Here is an 18,159-nt window from a genome sequence, read left to right as displayed (position 1 = left end):
TCGTCTCGTACGCGGTTCGCCGTGGCGACTTGGTGTTCAACCGGACATCAGAAACACAGGCGGAAGTTGGTCTCGCGGCGGTCTATCTCGACGATGTACCCGTCGTGTTCGGTGGCTTCGTTATTCGAGGCCGACCAACAACTGCGGACGTGGATGCCATCTTTCCCGGTTACGCATTTCGTGCGCCGTCCGTCCGGTCTCAGATCATCGCGCGCGGTCGGGGTGCGATCCGTGCCAACGTCGGACAAGGCGATCTTCCGGCAAATCGTGGCTGCGTTGCCGCCCGCGTCCCGAACAAGAAGCCATCGCCGAGGCGCTGAGCGACGCGGACGCCTGATTGAATCCCTAGAGCAGCTCATCGCCAAGAAGCTTACACCTCAAGCAAGGCGCCATGCAGGAGTTGCTCACCGGCCGCCGTCGGCTACCCGGCTTCAGCGCGGACTGGGAGACGAAGCGGCTCGGGGAGTTGGGCGGATTCTTGAAAGGGCGAGGAGTAACGAGGGATGACTCGACCGGAGGCGACCTGCCATGCGTGCGTTACGGCGAGCTTTACACGAAGCACGCTGACCATGTCAGGGCGTTTCACTCGTGGATATCGCCCGCCGTCGCCGCCGCGGCCACGCGCCTCAAGTATGGGGACATCCTCTTTGCCGGCTCGGGCGAAACCAAGGAGGAGATTGGCAAGTGCGCCGCATTCCTGTTCTCCGGCGAAGCGTATGCGGGCGGCGACATCGTGGTACTTCCAGGCGCGCAGGCGTCTCCCATCTTCCTCGGCTACTACCTCAACACCGGTCCAATCAATCGCCAGAAGGCCGCCAATGGACAAGGCGACGCCGTTGTCCACATCAGCGCAGCGGCGCTCGCCGGCATTCAAGGCCAATTTCCGTCTGTGCCCGAACAAACCGCCATCGCCGCCGTCCTCTTCGACATGGACGCGGAAATCGACGCGCTGGCGGCGAAGCTGGCTAAGGCCCGTGACATCAAGCGGGGCATGATGCAGGAGCTGCTCACCGGGAGAGTTCGCCTCTGTATGACTATTGTGGGCCAACCCGAACGCGCGACACAGAACCGCGTCCTCGACCTCTTCCGTGATGAGCTGGCTACCGCTACCTCGGCGACTGGACGGACCGCGCCAGCAACCAATGTCGAGGAGAGCGTTCTCTCGCCTGGCTCGCCTCGCGGGTCACACACCGGGCGAATCAACGCCGCGCTCTATCGGCTCCGCACCGAGGCTGACAACCACGCGCGTGGCCTCTACGGCAACAACCAGGCCGTCTACAGCCTCCTCCGCTACGGCGTCCCCGTGAAGATCGAGGCGGGCAAGGTGACCGAGACCGTCCACCTGATCGACTGGGACCACGCCGGGCGAGAACGATTTCGCCATCGCCGAGGAAGTGACGTTGCGAGGGGCGATTTCGAGCGTCGCCCCGACCTTGTCCTCTACATCAACGGCATCGCCGTCGGCATGGTCGAGTTGAAGAACAGCCGCGTGAGCATCGGCGACGGCATCCGGCAGCTCTCGAACCAGATGCCAATGTTCCACGAATGGTTCTTCTCCAAGATCAGATCGTCTTTGCTGGCAACGACTCCGAAGGGCTTGCGCTACGGCACCGTCGGGACGCCGAGAAGTACTTCCTGAAGTGGGAAGGAGGACGAGGAGGACAACACTCGGTTCAAGCTGGATAAGTACCTCCTGAAGATGTGTGAAGGGCCGCTTCTCCGAGCTGATCCACGACTTCGTGCTCTTCGACGGCGGCATCAAGAAACTGCCGCGCTCACCAGTACTTCGGCGTCAGGGCCGCGCAGGCATATGCCCGCGAGCGCCAGGGCGGAATCATCTGGCACACGCAGGGAGTGGCAAAAGCATCGTCATGGTCCTTCTCGCAAAGTGGATCCTTGAGAACAACCCCCACGCGCGCGTCGCCATCATCACCGACCGCGACGAACTCGATAAGCAGATCGAGGGAGTGTTCGCAAGCGCGGGCGAGGAGATGTACCGCACGACTAGTGGACGTGACCTGATGAGCCAGCTGGGGCAGGCCCGGCCGCGCCTGCTCTGCTCGCTCATCCACAAGTTCGGCCGCAGGGATGTGGATGACTTCGAGGCCTTCATCAAGGAGTTGGAGGCGCAGCCAAGCCCAACCGTGGGCGAAGTCTTCGTGTTCGTGGACGACTGCCACCGCACGCAGAGCGGCAAGCTCCGGCGTGTGATGAAGGCGATGATGCCCAACGCGGTGTTCGTCGGCTTCACCGGCACTCTCCTGCTCAAGGCCGACGCCAAGACCAGCATCGAAGTGTTCGGCCGCTACATCCACACCTACAAGTGGCGGGAGGGCGTGGAAGACGGCGTCGTACTGGACCTCGTGTACGAGGCGCGGGACATCGATCAACGGCTCGGCTCGCCCGCGAAGATCGACGCGTGGTTTGAGGCCAAGACCCGCGGGTTGAACGACTGGCAGAAGGATGAACTTCGGAAGACGTGGGCGACGATGCAGAGCGTCCTCAGCTCGCGGGCGCGAATGGACCAGGTCGTGAATGACATCGTCCTCGACTTCGCCGTGAAGCCGCGTCTATCCAGTGAGCGTGGCAACGCGATTCTGGTTGCCCGCAACATCTACGAGGCGTGCAAATACTTCGCGCTCTTGCAGAAGACGCCGTTTAAGGGCAAGTGCGCCGTGATCACCTCGTACAACTCCCGGGTGGCGAGGGACGCTGACGCTGGAGAAACGGCGCCAACACCGAGACCGACCGGCAGTTCATCTTCAACACCTATACGGAACTCCTGAGGAACGTCCAGGCGCGTCCGGGTACGAGCAAGACTGATACCTATGAGGATGACGCGAAGGCGCTCTTCGTAGCCGAACCTGCAAGCATGAAGCTGCTCGTCGTCGTGGATAAGTTACTTACCGGCTTCGACGCGCCGCCGTGCACCTACCTCTACATCGACAAGTCCATGCAGGACCACGGCCTCTTTCGGGCCATCTGCCGCACGAACCGTCTCGACGGCGACGACAAGGTTTCGGGCTTCGTCGTCGACTACAAGGATCTCTTCACGAAAGGTCGAGAACGCGCTCGCCGTGACAGTTCCAAACTCGATCAGACCGCCAACGGCGTGCCGGAAATCCTCCTCCAGGACCGCCTCGCCAAGGGCAAGAACTCCTCGACCGGGCAATCGAAGCCCCGGTCTTGCTCTGCGAAGCCCGTCGATCCGCCCGGCGGTGAACTCGAACATATCCACTACGCTGCACAACACGGAGATTGAGTCCGACCTGGAGGTGACCGCTCCACGACGGTGGCCCTCTACAAGGCGACGGTCGCCCTTGTGCGCGCGTGTCCAATATCGCCGACGAACTCGACGGCGCGGGCTACAACGCCGCCGACGTTGCGCGGCTCCAGCGTCAGCTCGCTCATTACCTCAACGTCCGCGAAATCATCCGCAGGGCGAGCGGCGAGAGCCTTGATCTGAAGGCCTACGAAGCCGACATGCGGCACCTTATCGACACCTACATCGCGGCCGACGAGGCAAGGGTGATCTCGCCCAGCGGTGGCATGAGTCTCATGGAGCTCATCGTGAAGACCGGCATCGCCGATGCCATCGCGCAGCAACTCGGCACCATGAAGGGCAACACCAATGCCATCGCCGAGACGATCGAGAACAACGTCCGCAGCACGATCATTAAGGCGCATCTAAGCGACCCGGCCTACTTCGAGGAGATGTCTGCGCTGCTTGCCGGATCATCGCCGATCGCAGGGCGAAGGCAATCGACTACGAGGAGTACCTTCGACGAATCGGCGCGCTCGCGAACCAGGTCCAAGCAGGCCAGTCCGCCGGTACGCCCTCAACCCTCACGACCGCCGGCAAGCGCGCTCTCTGGAACAACCTCGGCCGTGATGAACTGTTGGCCTTGCAAGTGGACGCCGCCGTCCTGCGGCTCGCCCGACGACTGGCGCGGCATCCTTGCGCGTGAACAGATCGTCAAACGAGCGCTCTACAACGTTCTGCAGGACCACGGCGAGGTCGAACGCATCTTCCTAATCATCAAGGCGCAGGTCGAGTACTGATGGCCGCTCAGCTCACTCTTGGCGACATCGATGTGGACGTGGTGTTTAAAGACATCAAGAACGTCCACCTCAGCGTCCATCCTCCGACTGGGCGCGTCCGAATCGCCGCGCCCGCGCGAATGAACCTAGACACCGTCCGTGTCTTCGCGCTTTCGAAGCTCGACTGGATTAAGAGGAATCAATCGAAGCTCCAGGACCAGGATCGTGAATCCCCCCGCGAGTACCTGGAGCGTGAGAGCCACTACCTTTGGGGTACGCGCTACCTCCTATCGGTGCTTGAGGGCAACAGCGCCCCATCGGTTAAGACCGACCACAACCGGCTCCTGCTGCGCGTCCGCCGGGGCTCGGCAGAAGGCGCAAGGCAGTCCGCCATTGCCGCGTGGTATCGGTCCGCGCTGCGGCAGGCAATCCCCCCACTGATCGCCCGGTGGGAACCCGTCATTGGCGTCAAGGTCGAGCGGTTCTTCGTCCAGCGCATGAAGACGAAGTGGGGAAGCTGCAACGCCGGCGCCAGCACCATCCGTCTCAACACGGAGCTGGCCAAGAAGCCCCGCGAGTGTCTCGAATACGTTGTTGTCCACGAAATGGCCCACATCCTGAGAAGCCTTCCCACAACGCGAGGTTCACGTCGCTCATGGATCAGTTCATGCCAGGTTGGCGTTTTCGCCGCCAGCAGCTCAACGAGCTGCCATTGGCTCACGAAGACTGGCTGTTGTGAAGGTGACTCTGCGACCTCCCTGCTGCAGTCAGGCGACGAACCGGGCGGTCGGCCCTCGCGCGTCCGACGTCGGGAACGCGAAGCACGGCTTCGGGCTGATCGGAGTTCGACGGCCGGAGCATTCGAGAGTTCGGTCTGCGTTGATTGTCATGCATCACGGAGCCGTTGAATGGACACGATAAGAACTTCGACCGCCTCCTATCGTAAGTCGGCCTATGCCAATGAAGCTGATCTCGAAGCGGCGATTCTCTCGCTTCAGCTCGACTTGTTCGGCCCTTCGCGAATCTACCTCGATATCAAAAAAGATTTGGTACCAAGGGCGGACTAAGGAACATTCCGGACGGCTACCTCATCGATCTGAGCGGACCTACCGCGCGACTCTTCGTTGTCGAGAACGAGCTGGCCTCGCACGACCATTTGCGTCACATTGCCGTTCAGATTCTTCAGTTCTCCCTATCGTTCGAAGACGAGCCGCGGACTGTTCACCGGATCCTGATCGAAGCGATCCTCGCGCAAACTCCGGCACGAACGCTCTGCGAACAGTATGTCGCCGATCACCCCGAGCTGCGGAGTCTAGACCACCTTGTTTCGACGCTGGTCTCAGAGTCGCCGTTCACCGCGCTGGTCATCATCGATGAGATTCCAGACAACCTAGAGCGTGTGCTCGCGGACCGTTTTCAGTTCGGCGTCGAAGTGATGGTTGTCGCTCGGTACCGCAGCGAGAGTGGAGAAGACATCTATCAGTTCGAGCCCTTCCTGGATGACATTGCAGCCCCACGGGGCGAACGTCTGGTCCCAAATGTGGTCACGCCGGTCGATTCGACTTTGATTGACACGATAGTTGTGCCGGCGAGGGAAGATGGATTTCAGGAAACTTTCCTCGGTGAGCAGCGCTGGCATCACGTGAGAATCCATGGCAGTATGCGCCCGCAAATCAAGTACATTGCGGCGTATCGAACGGCCACTAGCTCCGCGATTACTCATATCGCACCCGTGTCCTCCATTGAACCTTGGGAACGTACCGGGAAGTACGTCCTCAATTTTGCGGAGCCTGCGCGGGAGATCGGCCCGGTCAAGGTTGGCAATCGAGTGAAGCCCTTGCAGAACCTTCGCTACACGAATCACGAGCGTCTCGAACGAGCCTCCACGCTCGACGAGGTTTGGGCAGACCGGTGGTCGGCGGTGGAATCTTCGTTGTGAACGGCGACCTCAGCGGCAACTCGAGCTGCTTGAAATGGTCGAGACGCCCTACGCGAGTGAGGACGTGCTTCAGTCGCTCATCGAGAGATACCCGAATCTGTTGGCGGGCGACCAGGTCAATCCCGACGCGCCCGCCGCTGGCTTCTCGTCCGGCGCGAGCAATCGGTTCCGGACAAGCTCGACGGAAACCAGCGATGGTCGCTGGATCACCTCCTTGACCGGGACGGCTACCGACGCTCGTCGAGGTGAAGCGAAGTACTGACTGCACGCGGATACGACGCGAGGTCGTCGGTCAGATGTTGGACTACGCTGCCAATGGCGCGGTCTATTGGCCGGTCGCCACCTTGCGAGCGGCGTTCGAAGCCGTAGCAGACGATCCCGACGGTCAGATCGCAAGCGCGCTGGGGCCGGGCATCACCTCGGACTCTCTATGGATGAACGTGGAAACCAACCTCCGCGCCGGAAAGCTCCGCCTCGTCTTTCTTGCCGATGAAATCCCAACGGAGCTTCGGCGGGTTGTCGAGTTTCTCAACGGCCAGATGAAAGCCGAGGTCCTCGCCGTGGAGGTGAAGCAATACGCGAGCCCAACTAACGCAGTGCTCAGAACGTTAGTCGCTCGGGTCTACGGCCGAACCGAGGAGTCCGCCGATGCGAAAGGCACGACCGCGTCGAAGCAGTGGACCGAAGAGATGTTCTTCGCGGACATGGCTGACAAGTACCCTCAAGGGGTCGACACGGCAAAACGCCTTCTGACGTGGGCGCGGGAGAACGGCCTGAATGTCCTCTGGGGCAAGGGGCACAGGGATCGTTTAATCTCTGGGTCCGACAAACGGCCAGCGGAAGTAAGGGGCCTACCTCGTGTCAGCTCGCTCGAGCGGTCGCGTGGAGCTCGGGTTCGCTACCTCCAAGAACTCCGACCAATTCGCAGACGACAGTGCGCGTTTAGAGCTGTTGCTGAGGTTCAGGTTGGTGCCGGGTTTCGAGTGGCTTCAACCCGACCAAATCGGCCGCTATCCAACATTTTGGTTGGACAGGCTTATCCCGGAAGAGACTTATGAAGGCTTCATCGCCGAGTTAGGTTGGGCCGCAAACAAATTCTCCGCCGTTGGCAACGCGTGACGAGAATCGAGTTCACCGTCGAAGGCGACCTTCCACCGAAGAAAGACGGTGCCAACTCTGTGTGGAACAAGCCGTCCGAATTTAGACGCTTAGTCCGCCTTCGCAGCGTGGCACTTCAAGCAATGGACGGGCGAACACCACTTGCAAGCGACATTGTCCTTGGCTCGAAATTCGTTGTGGTTGTAGCGACGGCGATTTAGACAACTTCATAACTGGAGTATGTGACGGGCTCCAAGCTGCTTCCCGCGGGACACCAACTGGCGAACTTTGGGAGTCTGAGAGCCCGACGATCCGGCCGGACAGAACCATCGCAATTCAGGACGACGCCTACGTGCTACGTATCGTGGCGTCGAAAAGCACCGCGGCCCATGCAGAGAACGATTACTCGGTCGTCTTGGAGGGCCGCAGCGCGTAAGAAGGAGGGGGAACGGAGCGTCCTGCACCCGCGATTTCATCGTCGGTGACCGATCGGTCGTCGGCGTTGCAAAGGCGTCGCGAGTTGATACGCTGGTGGCATGCTTCACCGGGTCAAGACGTTCGGCACCGAAGACAACTACCGCGAATGGGTGGAATTTCCGAGCTACGCCCGTTTTTGCAAAGCAGAAGATTACTGCCTTGCCGCACGCGTCCTCTGTGGGACGTTCGGTTGCGGTGAAAATCTGGGGTTCCTCTTCTTCGAACCTCCCGAGCCGCCCGGCTGGGAGCCAGGGCCGACCGTTTCCGGGTTGGCGCTATGCCGCGCCGCCCGAGTTCATCGCCGAACTGATTGCCTCCGGCGGCCCTGGACCAGCGCGACGGCGCTTCCGCGTGAGCCAACGCAAGCTGCGGGGCATGACGCGGATAGCTTCGCCCGAGCCCGTCACGGCAGACCGGTCGTGCGAAGTAATCTGCCCGGTACATCGTGAGCCCCGGACAATCGCCGTGCCTGATTGGCCGGACATTCGCAAAGCGGCGCCGCTGCCAGAGGTAGGATTGTCACAACGCCGCGCACTGTACTAAGGTGATGATGTTCCATTAACGCGAGCTCCCGCCGAAGGTAATTTCGACCAATAGGCGTCTTGGCCCGCTTTTCCGCTTCCAGTCTCTTCGGGGCTCGGTAGCGAGAAAGGCTGGCCTTTTTTGTTGCCCCTTGATTCGCTTCAACAACCTGACGAATCCGTTTCCCTCTCGCCAAACGCCGACACATGTTGCGCTATGTCACCGCTCACTTCGCGTCGGACGACGTGATCGAAGTACGTGCCTTCCATGTCCGTCTGCCGGGCGCAAATTCGGTGTCACGGTTTCGGGTTCCCTTCGACAACGCATCTGCGCTGGTCGCGAGCGTGTTAGATATCGCGAACTACGCAAATGGCGTGTTCGTGACCTTGAATCCTGTTTTCCGAACTTCAGCAGGCGCACGCGAACCGTCTTGGGACCTTCGCTCGGGACGATGCGGCGGCGCGGGCTCAGAAATCTCTTGCCGCAAAGCGTTCTTGGTGGATTGCGATCCGAGCCGGCCTTCAGGGATCGCGTCCACAGACGAACAACACGTCGTTGCGATTGAGCGGGCCGTGATGATCAAGAACTGGGGGTTGGAAAGGGGATGGCCGAGGCCCACTTTCGTGGACTCTGGAAACGGCGCGCACCTGGTTTACGCGCGGACTTGCCCTCTGACGATGGCGGCATCATCAGGTCGGTGCTTCGGGAACTCGGCCACCGGTTCGACGACGATGTCGTGCACGTGGACCAGGTGGTCCACAACGCGGCGCGGTTGGTTCGGCTTCCGGGAACCATTAACCGCAAAGGCGACTCGACACCCGAGCGGCCACACCGCCTCGCGCGCCTCCTGGAGGTTCACGAATGACCTCGCTGGTGTCGACGGAACAACTTTGCGTATTGATCGCCGAGGCACCGCCCGCCGAAAGGCGGTAGCGCACCTCGCCCAAAACGACCTCGATTTGGCGGCATGGGTTAAGTCTCACGCCATCGAAGGCGAAATGGAAGGAGTGGCAACATGGAAGCCTCTTCGTTCTGAAGCGATGTCCGTGGAACCACGAGGCATGTCGCGACGGCGCGCGTTGGACAACTCACGGACGGCGGACTTTTCGCCGGTTGTTTTCACAACTCTTGTGGTGGGAAGGGTGGTCAGACTTCCGAGAAGTCTTCGATCCAGGAAGTTCGAAGCAGCGCCGCGGCGACTCTCAAACCAAACGTTTGGTCGGCTATGTGGAGGAATCCGGAGCGGAGTTGTGGAAGACGCGTTGGCGCCAAGCCTCGATCAGCTTTCCGCTAGGGAACGGCACTGCCAACGTCCCACTGGATGCCAGCGAAGCGGAGGACTACCTGCGGCTGTCGCTGTGGCAGAAGGAGCGCATCCCTGCCACCGCCACGGTCATCCGTGATGTCCTAGCGACGCTGCGGGCTAAGGCCATCTACGAAGGCGAGACCTATGAAGCGCCAGTCAGGGTAGCTGCCGTGGGAGAGGAGCGATGGCTCGATCCTTGGCGATGACACAGGCCGCGCCATCCTCATTAAGAGTTCTGGATGGGAAGTTCGTGGTGATGTCCCTATTCGTTTCTTCCGCTCTCCGGGAACAAGACCGTTGCCGCTTCCCATGCGGGGAGGTTCGATCGACGCTCTCCGCCCGTTCATCAATGTCTCCGATGAAAGGGAAGTCAAGCTCCTCGTCACCTTCTTGACGTGGGCGATAGCCACGAATGGCCCGTGCCCGGTATTGATCCTGATCGGAGAAAAAGGATCTGCTAAGTCGACCCTCCAGAAGCTCCTCGTTGAGATCGTCGACCCACGGACAGCCGCAATCACTGGCCCACCACGCAATGAGCAGGATCTCATCATCGCTGCCGCAACTCAGGCGTTCCTGGCGCTTAGACAACTTAACCGGTCTTCAGCGATGGCTGTCCAACGCACTTTGCCGGATCTCGACGGGAGGGGCCGTTTCAACACGGAAGCTCTACACGGGTCGCGAACTTGAGATGTTCGAGAGTCGCCTTCCGATAATCCTCACCGGAATCGGCGAACCTGCGACCCAGGCCGATCTGCTGGACCGTTCGATTGGCATCACCTTGGAGCCCATATTCGAGGATCGCCGGCGCACGGATAAGGATTTTTGGGACGGGTTCGGCACCACGCACGCGGAGGTCCTTGGGGCATTGCTCGACCTCATCGTCGGCGCCCTAAAGCACCTTCCGTCAGTTCCAACGACCGGCCTTCCACGTATGGCCGACTTCGCCCGCTTCGGCATCGCCGTCGAACGAGCGGCCGGTTGGCCCGCTGGCTCCTTCATGGAGGCATACGCGGCCAACAGGAAATCGTCGCACGCCGTTGCACTTTCGGGAGACCCGGTGGCCACCGCCATCCTGAGGTTCATGGCGAGTCGCGATATGTGGGACGACACAGCGACCAAACTGATGGCCGCGTTGCTTGAAATCACCTCGGAAGCGGAGCGAGGCAAATGGTGGCCGACGACGCCTAACCACTTCTCGAAGCGCTTGCGGGAGGCGGCGCCAGTGATTCGAGAATACGGCGTTGAGGTCCACCAGGGAGACCGGGAGGGAATCGACGGCACGCGCGTGATACGCCTTTGGCGGATAGCCGGTGACCGACGATGACCGACGATGATTTCGCGGCTCTTCGCGAAGGACCGCGCGGAGATCCGGTTGTAGCCGGCGTCGACCGGCAACGGACTCTTCCTATTGACATAAAAGGATCGTATAGTATTGCTAGGACTGATGATCAGTTCGAGGTCAGCGGGGAGATCGAAACTCTCGCGCGAATAGTGAGCGGAGTTCTGAAGCGACTAGGCATCACGAGTGTCACTGACAAAAGCTAAGTCCCACATCGTCTCAATCATCATCGCGATCTATGTGCGGGTCTCGACGACAGAACAGACCCTCGGGCACTCTCTGGTGACCCAGGAAGACGCCTGCCGAAAGTTTGCTGAAACGCTTGGGCTGGGTGACATCGTCGTCTATTCGGACGCGGGGTTCAGTGCAAAGACTTCGAACCGGCCTGCTTTCCAGCGGCTCCTAGATGATGCCGACGCTGGCCGCATCGGTGCTGTGATTGTATGGAAGGGTGACCGTTTCGCCCGCAACCGTCTGGATGCCTTGCTGGCCAAAGAGCGCTGCGAAAGGCCGGCGTGAAGTTCTACAACGTCACGGAGCCGTTCGATGACTCACCTGCCGGGCTCATCGGTGAAGGGATGCTCCAGCTCATCGCGGAGTGGTATTCGAAGGACTTGCAGCACAAGGTCACTGCCGGCTTAAGGAAACGCGCTGAGAAGGGCTTAATGAACGGCATGCCCCCATTCGGCTATAGGCAGTCCGACAGCCCCGCCTCCGAACCGCCTCTGATCATTCCGGAGGAAGCCTGTCACGTCCGCGAGGCGTTCGAACGCTTCGCCACGGGAACCGCTAGCTATCGGGAGATTGCTTCTGATTGGAATAAACGTGGGCTTCGCACACGACACCGCCCGCAATCCGGAAGGCCTGAAGATGGTCCGCGGTTATGGACTGGAGACTCGGTACGCAAGCTGTTACAGAACCCGGTCTGAAGGTGCGGTGACACAAAAAGGTGAAGAACTTCCAGGACGACACGAAGCGATGGTTTCCGCCGATCTATGGCAACGAGCGAACTGAATCGGCGAGCGCCTCAGAGGAACGGCCACTTCGGTTCACCCAGAGTCGGCGGTTCTATCCGCTTTCAGGAATCATCAAGTGCGCTGGCTGCGGCAGGCCGCTTCAAGGCAACCACACCGAATCAGGCCAGGCCTACCGCTACTACAGGGAGGTCGCCCATCGTCGTGGCGTGGCGTGTTCTCAGCCTCAGATCGCCGCCCGTGCCGACCGCGTTGAGGCGATGGTGGACGAGATCGTGAAGCGGTTCCGGGCGCCGAAACAACTCCGGAAACGAGTCGTCGAAATGTTGGCGGACGGCGCCAGCGGCGAAGACCCGTCCATCCAGATCGCGCGGCTAAAGGAAAGGCTGCGAAGAATTGCGCGCCTCTACGCTGACCTCCGAAGTCGATGAGCAAAACTACTGCCGAGCGCCGGAAAATAGAGGCCGAAATCGACCGCCTGGAAATTCCGAAAAGAAACAGCCACGGTGGCCATAAGGATTTCTGACGTTTTGCAGCTGGCATGGAAAAAGGCGACGCCTGGTAGAGAAACGTTCCCCTCGGGCTAGCGCCTTTCAGGGATCTACTTCTCCTAGAGACAATGGAAATCACCGAAGTCGTCGTCAATCCCGGCCTTCCGGCCATGGCTTTAGGCTTCCGGAAACTCCAGAAATAGGACTGGATCAAATTCCGCGTGCCTCACGCCTGCTCGACATAATTTCTGCCAAGAATCGTCGTCGGTGTCCTTTTATTCCGAAGCTACCGGCACGACCATTTCAGCCGCCGGGCTACAGGAATTGTGGGTTCGGCCGGCCAGTAACACGGGCGGAAATGTCATCGAAGCGAGGAAACTCGTCAATAAATGTCGAGACGGCCGTGAAAAATGTCTAGGAAACTACGTCGACGGTGAGATTTATTCGCCAAGGGTTTTCGCTTCGACCCCTTCAACGCCTCCGAGGAGGTCCGCCGGCTGGCAATTCAGTGCCTGCGCCAGGCGGCAAATGTTGAGCAACGCAACATTTCTTTCGCCGCGTTCGAGTGCCCCGACGTAGTTTCGATGCAGGCCGCACTTAGCCGCGAGCGTTTCCGTGAGAGCTCTACCACGCGGCGAGCCCCCGGTTCTGACCAAAGCGCTGGCGGGGATCCACGCACTGAAGCTGAAAGGTTTGATGCCCGGCGAGCTACCCAATTATAAGGCGGTATTCCAACACAGGAAGGTGATGACAGTGTCGATATACGAGAACTGCGCGAATGGGGTAAAAGCGCCAACGGACCAAGCTCGCGCGATGGAAGTGGACAGCTCAGGTTTTGTTGGTTGGTTTCGCACTGCCGATATGCCTGGGAGTCGTCGCGTGGCGGTTCCAAAGCGGGAACTAGGTCCGACTCGATGGACCAGGCGACGACGCTCCAATCGCCCGCTTCGGGCACGCCTGAAGTCGTCGAACAATTGAGGTCGGCCGTCGAGGCGTACAGCAAGGCGTTCCTAACGGGAGACGGTCGGGCTTATGACATGCTCACGGCTCGATGTCAGCAACGGGTGAAGCGGTCAGAGTTCGAACTCATCCTCGCAGCCGCGAAGAAGCAATACGGCACGAACCTACCCATTCGCAGCTACGACGCCAAGGTGTCAGGGATCCGGGCTAGGGGTTCCTACTTCACGTTATGTCGCTGAAATTAATCAGACGATGGAGCCTTGGGCTCGCGAGAACGGGTCGTGGAAAGAAGACGACTGCTAGTCGGCGATGCTTTCCTGCGCAGTTTACCCCGGTGTCTGGACGACCCAGCCCCAGCCTTCGGGACAATTCCGAAACCAGATACTCCAGCTCCCGACCTCGAGTCCAGTCGAGGTGGACATACCCCGCTTGCCCGGTTCCACGTCCTATCGGTCCCTCCTCCGTGCCGCTTCTGGCTGCTTCGATGAGGCAAGGTCCGTACTCAACGCTCTTTCGCTTGGCGTTTAAACGGGGCACGGGCCTCTTTTCTAGGAGGGGTGGGGGCTTCTCCGGGAGCTTGCCGTTCAAGCTACGACCCTCTCGCGACGCCCAAAGGCCGAGACGGCCACTAGGCGTGGCGAGAACCGCACTTTCAACTCAGGAGGTTGACTACGAACGACGACACAATCTATGAAACCGAAGGCATCCTGCCCGACCGCCGACGCTACCAGGCCGAACTATGGCAACTCGGACCTTCCTACCACATGACCATCTTCACGCCGCAGACCGATGGTGAATCGGCCGACGACGTTGCTCAGAAAATCGAGGCGGCGCTCATTCAGTTTTGTGGAACGCAATACCGCCGCGTGGAGCCGGTTTTCCGAGCGAGTGACCCGTTCTGGTCCTACAACGTCGTCGTCTGCGATGACCATGACCAGTTCGTCTCTCATCTACCGATCATCAGTCGGACCGAATCCTTCAGTGTTTGGTACGGCGACCGTCGTGTCGAGCTACTAACGCCACGGCCTCGTCACCAGTAAGGGAAGTCAGCGACGGACGTGTTGCGCATTTGCCGGACTGCCCGAACGCGCGCGCGAATCCCCTCCGTACTAGCATTTCGCGCGAGAGGACCATCGACCTATGGCTAAGAAGCCCTTGAGTCTAGTCACGCTGTATCACTTCACCGGGGCAGTGCACATCGGGTCTATTAGGACTGACGGCTTCCTGCGTACGACTGAGTCCAACCTTAGCCGCACTCAGTCCCGGCCAGATCACGTCGTTTGGCTCACGAGCTCCGCCGAGTGGTCCGAACAGGGCGGCTCTTAGAGGCGTCGCCGGATCTCCGGCGACCACGGCCGATAAACGCGAATTCCGGAATCACCGTCGAACTTCCCATTGCCGATACCACCACTGGTAGGCTGGGCGAAACGCCATCGTATCGCCCGGCGACCGGCTAGCGACGCTAATGAATACAGCAGGTTCGGAACCCGCATGCGGCTTTTGGGTCGTGGAGAGAGCGGTCCCAAAATCCGAGTGGCGCCGTGGCTGGGAACGGCACGGCCTGGAGCCGGAGCTGATCCGACTCCAGTCGCGAATCGTAATTCGCTCGCGAATGCGCCGGACCAGTCGAACACGGGGAGCTTCATGGAGTTCAAGGCCATTGAGGCAGGAAAAGAATACGCAGTAAGAACAAAGGTCGCCGTCGGTGAACCGTTGCTTCGGGTCGCTGCGATCGAAAAGGTCCTTCGGAATCACCAAGTGAAGGTTCGGTGATGTCGACGAACCGCATGCTGGAATGGAAGAGTTCCTTCCGCAGCGCAACTTCATCGTTCCGTGGAGAGAGGTGAAGGCGTTTCTCCGTGATGAACAACGGATGACGGCGGTCTATAACCGTTCGGCTGAGATTTGGCGACTCACCGGTCCGGATGCGTACTCTTTGTTGATTTTCGAGTCGTCCGGCGAGACTGACATTAACGTCCATTCGGGCGGTCGGGGGGACTGGCGGCAAACCCGGCCATGGAACGTTTCGCCCGAGCAGGGCCTCTCGTCCGCCGTTTGATGGGCTCGACGGAACGGCGTTTCTCGATTTGGCACGGCGTATCATCACGGCTGAGCTTGGTCGGCGGGGAGAAGCTTGCTCGCGCCTTTGCTGCGGCGGAACCGAATAGCGTCACGCTGGACATCGAAGCCGAAGAGGAAAAACTCCTTGCCCAAGGATATGGCCCTGGCGATCGGTTCTGGCATGACTATCTTAGAAAAAAGCGCCCTGCCTTCGCCCTCGCTCGCCAATGGGCTGGCACCGAACATGAACGCGCCAGACTGAATAAAGAAATCGTGCGCCTGCAGAACCTGTTAGATGAAGGTCTCGGACTTGAGGACCGCTGGTTCAGTGCGGGAACGGAATCGGCTGGAGGGATGATCGGGGAAATAAGTTACCGTCTCGACTTAACGGGAGCGGAAGAGGTGCGGTGCCTGCCTTCCTCTTCTTACACAGAGCAGATACAGCCCTGTCGCCGCTCGGCGGTGCCCAAAGTCTTCGCGCATCCCCATCAGACCGTCCACAACGTATCCCACGAGGAGCCGATCAGCGTCGTCGTCCAGTGACCCGAGCATGCCGCACGCGAGAAGCCCCGCGGCAAGCACAGTGAGAGCCCCAACGCTGGGCTCGACTTCCGCTGATCCAACGACGTAGCCCTCACGCTCGAGTTCGACGCGTTGTTCAGGAGGGAGGTTCTCCTCTCGGACTTTCGCGGCGTCCAACGTCCCAGTGCACCACGCGCACGGGATGCCTGGTCCGTGAAATCGGACTTCAGCAGCCAGTCCTTCAAGTCCGCGTGGCCCGCGGCCAACCCGAACTCCGCCGTCGATCAGCGGGATGTGGAATGCGTAAGCCACCGCCGTCAATGCCGCTCGACTGGAGTGAGAGTCGGTGGCGCAGATGATGATGTCGGTGTCGAGTAGTCTTGGGAGCGTTGCAGCGAACCGCACGTCGGCCGTCACCGCCAGCGCTTTGTTCGGCAGGCCGATTTCGCGACACGCGTCCACAGCGATCCAGCCTCGGCGGATAAGTGCCAACCATTTGCCCGAGGCGCGTTAAACGTGCGCCGAACGTTGGACGTCGTATCAAAGAACCCGGAGTCCAGGACGGTGAGTGATTTCGGCCCCATCCGAAACAGTGTCTCAGCTAGCGGGGATCCTATTCCGCCGGCGCCTACGAGGGTCACATCGCAGGCCCCAAGGCGGTGATGGATGTCACCCAGAGCAGGCTCTTGGCGTGAATCCATTTCGCTCGTCGCGGTAGCGCGCAAGGGCTGCAGAAAACGAAGTCCCCGACCGGCAGCGGTGAGGTGCTCGATCTCTTCGAACCCGCCGTCGATCCAGACACGGGCGACTCCAGCCGGCGTGGTCCGGCGACAGCCGCCGCGAATGGTCCGTTCAGGACGTCATCCGGAAAAGGGCGCCAGAGAATAAAGTGCGGCGTCGTCGGTTGACTGGAAGGCAGTCGGGTGTCGGGATCGGGGTGCGAATGAATGAACAGCAGGCCCGCTCCCGCCATGTTCCGCCCGGCTGACCTGGAGTGGGATACGAGGCGCGCGCTGGGAACGAGTTGGTGTTCTGCCAGAATGTCCCACTCTCGCGGACCGGAAAGTACGGGTTTGAGGCGACGTATCGATACCCACTTGACGTCCTTGCCCGTCTGAGGAGGAAGAAGGCACCGTAGCTCCATAGGGCCGAATTCGCGAGCACTCGTTCGGTCTTTTCAACGTCAGAGCTCTTAAACGCTAGCCGGTTCACGTGACCACCCTTGGCCCAGCAGGATTCCACGAAGGCCCAGTGGCCGAGAAGGTCATCGACTCCCGGCGTCCAGACGCCATTGCGATGATGCCAGCTCCAGCGCCTCCAACGGCGCCTGACGTAAGTTTCAATGCTCGACTGGTGGCTGGGACCGGTGCCGTCAGCGAGCTTCACCGGTTCTTCCATCCAGAACATATCCATTGCCGAGACGGGGTACTGCACGTCCGAAATGAGGAGGACGTCCGAGCGGGTCGTGGTGTAGGTGGCGGGAGGAAGCTGGGCTGCCTTGACGACGGCGAACAGCTGGGCGCCGGACCTCGCCACTTGAACTTCGCGCTCGATGTTGGAGCCGAGGCGCGTCGCATCGGCGCGCCAGATCGCAGGAATGTCGTCGTTGCCGAAGGTGCGATTGCCAGGAATGGCTCGGAAGTGCATCCCAGGCCGGATATCGACGATCTGGTCGGCAAGGATAACCTGACCGCCTGTAGGGTCCCCTTCTCCGGTGAGAAGGAAGAGATCGTAACCTTCGCCAAGACCCGCGATCGCGAGGACCTGGCGACCGGTGGCCGGGCCGACTTCAGCGTCGAATTTGCGACGGTTGATGGAAATTGGGACCGACCCATCGCGGGAACTCATGAGACCACTCCGGAGCTAATATGCTCATTGCTACATGCAGTGGAGAGGTGATTTCTGACAGGGATCAAGACGCTCATCGGCCGTCGCACGATGGAGATTCTGGCCGAACACGGGACCGAGTCTGCGCCGGTCGATGTGGAAGAAATTGCCAGATGGCTTGGGCTCAGTGTAGTCCGAGTGTCAGCCGCGGCGAGCTTCTCCGGGCGACTCGTGCGGGACCGACTCCTGCTGGAAGTTAACAGAGGCCATCACCCTCGACAGACAGCGGTTCACAATCGGCCACGAAATCGGCCACTTGGTCTAACCACAGCGCAGTGAATTGCGTGTTCGACGACCGATCGTGGGGCGACCCGACGATGGAAAATGAGTCACAGGCTCAGTCGTTCAGTGGCCCTGTTGATGCCTGAGCCGTGGATCCGCAGCAAATTTAGACCCGGCATGAACTACAAGACGTTGGCGATCGAATTCGAAACGAGCCCGGAGGCCATGTGGAGGCGGCTGGACGAGCTTGATTTGTTGGGCCTCGAGCGACCTATCCGTCAAGCTCGCGTACGAGATGAGCCATAAAGGCGGCAATCTGT

At 60.3% G+C, this 18,159-nt stretch carries 20 protein-coding genes; 18 read left to right on the top strand and 2 right to left on the bottom strand.

Annotated elements, in window-relative coordinates:
• Positions 1–391 precede the first annotated feature (391 nt).
• The 14 genes from IPG14_RS00100 to IPG14_RS00035 all read left to right on the top strand — a co-directional run bounded on the left by IPG14_RS00100 (position 392) and on the right by IPG14_RS00035 (position 12,127).
• Positions 392–1,639, top strand: a complete 1,248-nt coding sequence (locus IPG14_RS00100; protein ID WP_343390529.1) for a type I restriction endonuclease — start codon at positions 392–394, stop codon at positions 1,637–1,639.
• A gap of 232 nt (positions 1,640–1,871) precedes the next feature.
• Positions 1,872–2,786, top strand: coding sequence for a DEAD/DEAH box helicase family protein (locus IPG14_RS00095; protein ID WP_343390528.1), 915 nt, complete (start codon positions 1,872–1,874; stop codon positions 2,784–2,786).
• Between the two features lie 86 nt (positions 2,787–2,872).
• The gene (locus IPG14_RS00090) at positions 2,873–3,262 is read left to right on the top strand and encodes a hypothetical protein (RefSeq protein ID WP_343390527.1); all 390 of its coding nucleotides are present in this window, start codon (positions 2,873–2,875) and stop codon (positions 3,260–3,262) included.
• A 68-nt stretch (positions 3,263–3,330) separates the two neighbouring features.
• Positions 3,331–4,062, top strand: a complete 732-nt coding sequence (locus IPG14_RS00085) for a hypothetical protein (RefSeq protein ID WP_343390526.1) — start codon at positions 3,331–3,333, stop codon at positions 4,060–4,062.
• The gene (locus tag IPG14_RS00080; RefSeq protein WP_343390525.1) at positions 4,062–4,949 is read left to right on the top strand and encodes a SprT family zinc-dependent metalloprotease; all 888 of its coding nucleotides are present in this window, start codon (positions 4,062–4,064) and stop codon (positions 4,947–4,949) included. The genes IPG14_RS00085 and IPG14_RS00080 overlap by 1 nt, the downstream gene beginning before the upstream one ends.
• Before the next feature lie 248 nt (positions 4,950–5,197).
• On the top strand, positions 5,198–5,980 hold the full coding sequence (locus tag IPG14_RS00075) for a hypothetical protein (protein ID WP_343390524.1): 783 nt from the start codon (positions 5,198–5,200) through the stop codon (positions 5,978–5,980).
• 34 nt (positions 5,981–6,014) lie between these two features.
• Entirely contained in the window at positions 6,015–6,242 is a 228-nt protein-coding gene (locus tag IPG14_RS00070; RefSeq protein WP_343390523.1) for a hypothetical protein, read from the top strand.
• 34 nt (positions 6,243–6,276) lie between these two features.
• A complete protein-coding gene (locus tag IPG14_RS00065) occupies positions 6,277–7,038 on the top strand; it encodes a hypothetical protein (protein WP_343390522.1) in 762 nt (253 codons plus the stop codon).
• 1,703 nt (positions 7,039–8,741) lie between these two features.
• A complete protein-coding gene (locus IPG14_RS00060) occupies positions 8,742–8,942 on the top strand; it encodes a hypothetical protein (protein ID WP_343390521.1) in 201 nt (66 codons plus the stop codon).
• A 248-nt stretch (positions 8,943–9,190) separates the two neighbouring features.
• Positions 9,191–9,589 carry a hypothetical protein gene (locus IPG14_RS00055; protein ID WP_343390520.1) on the top strand — a complete coding sequence of 133 codons (399 nt, stop codon included), beginning with the start codon at positions 9,191–9,193 and terminating at the stop codon, positions 9,587–9,589.
• A gap of 482 nt (positions 9,590–10,071) precedes the next feature.
• Positions 10,072–10,707 carry a DNA-binding protein gene (locus IPG14_RS00050; protein ID WP_343390519.1) on the top strand — a complete coding sequence of 212 codons (636 nt, stop codon included), beginning with the start codon at positions 10,072–10,074 and terminating at the stop codon, positions 10,705–10,707.
• Between the two features lie 201 nt (positions 10,708–10,908).
• Positions 10,909–11,241: a recombinase family protein gene (locus tag IPG14_RS00045; protein WP_343390518.1), complete on the top strand. Its 333-nt coding sequence runs from the start codon at positions 10,909–10,911 to the stop codon at positions 11,239–11,241.
• Positions 11,238–11,651: a recombinase family protein gene (locus IPG14_RS00040; protein WP_343390517.1), complete on the top strand. Its 414-nt coding sequence runs from the start codon at positions 11,238–11,240 to the stop codon at positions 11,649–11,651. The genes IPG14_RS00045 and IPG14_RS00040 overlap by 4 nt, the downstream gene beginning before the upstream one ends.
• Positions 11,652–11,671: 20 nt before the next feature.
• On the top strand, positions 11,672–12,127 hold the full coding sequence (locus IPG14_RS00035; protein WP_343390516.1) for a zinc ribbon domain-containing protein: 456 nt from the start codon (positions 11,672–11,674) through the stop codon (positions 12,125–12,127).
• A gap of 500 nt (positions 12,128–12,627) precedes the next feature.
• Here IPG14_RS00035 and IPG14_RS00030 read toward each other — a convergent pair whose 3' ends face one another.
• Positions 12,628–12,843 (bottom strand): helix-turn-helix transcriptional regulator, encoded by a 216-nt coding sequence (locus IPG14_RS00030; RefSeq protein ID WP_343390515.1) that lies wholly within the window; start codon positions 12,841–12,843, stop codon positions 12,628–12,630.
• A gap of 258 nt (positions 12,844–13,101) precedes the next feature.
• Here IPG14_RS00030 and IPG14_RS00025 point away from each other — a divergent pair, with 258 nt between their 5' ends.
• From IPG14_RS00025 to IPG14_RS00010, 4 genes are all read left to right on the top strand, one after another.
• Positions 13,102–13,386, top strand: a complete 285-nt coding sequence (locus tag IPG14_RS00025; protein WP_343390514.1) for a hypothetical protein — start codon at positions 13,102–13,104, stop codon at positions 13,384–13,386.
• Positions 13,387–13,812: 426 nt separating this feature from the next.
• Complete coding sequence (locus IPG14_RS00020; protein WP_343390513.1) at positions 13,813–14,187, top strand: hypothetical protein; 375 nt, start codon at positions 13,813–13,815, stop codon at positions 14,185–14,187.
• 755 nt (positions 14,188–14,942) lie between these two features.
• Complete coding sequence (locus IPG14_RS00015; RefSeq protein ID WP_343390512.1) at positions 14,943–15,206, top strand: hypothetical protein; 264 nt, start codon at positions 14,943–14,945, stop codon at positions 15,204–15,206.
• Between the two features lie 56 nt (positions 15,207–15,262).
• Positions 15,263–15,751: a hypothetical protein gene (locus IPG14_RS00010; protein WP_343390511.1), complete on the top strand. Its 489-nt coding sequence runs from the start codon at positions 15,263–15,265 to the stop codon at positions 15,749–15,751.
• Between the two features lie 831 nt (positions 15,752–16,582).
• Here IPG14_RS00010 and IPG14_RS00005 read toward each other — a convergent pair.
• Entirely contained in the window at positions 16,583–17,578 is a 996-nt protein-coding gene (locus IPG14_RS00005; protein ID WP_343390510.1) for an E2/UBC family protein, read from the bottom strand.
• Positions 17,579–18,159 lie beyond the last annotated feature (581 nt).

This window comes from Candidatus Amarobacter glycogenicus, from assembly GCF_016704105.1.
Lineage (GTDB): Bacteria > Chloroflexota > Dehalococcoidia > Tepidiformales > Tepidiformaceae > Amarobacter > Amarobacter glycogenicus.
This window is presented reverse-complemented; position numbering and strand designations above follow the sequence as displayed.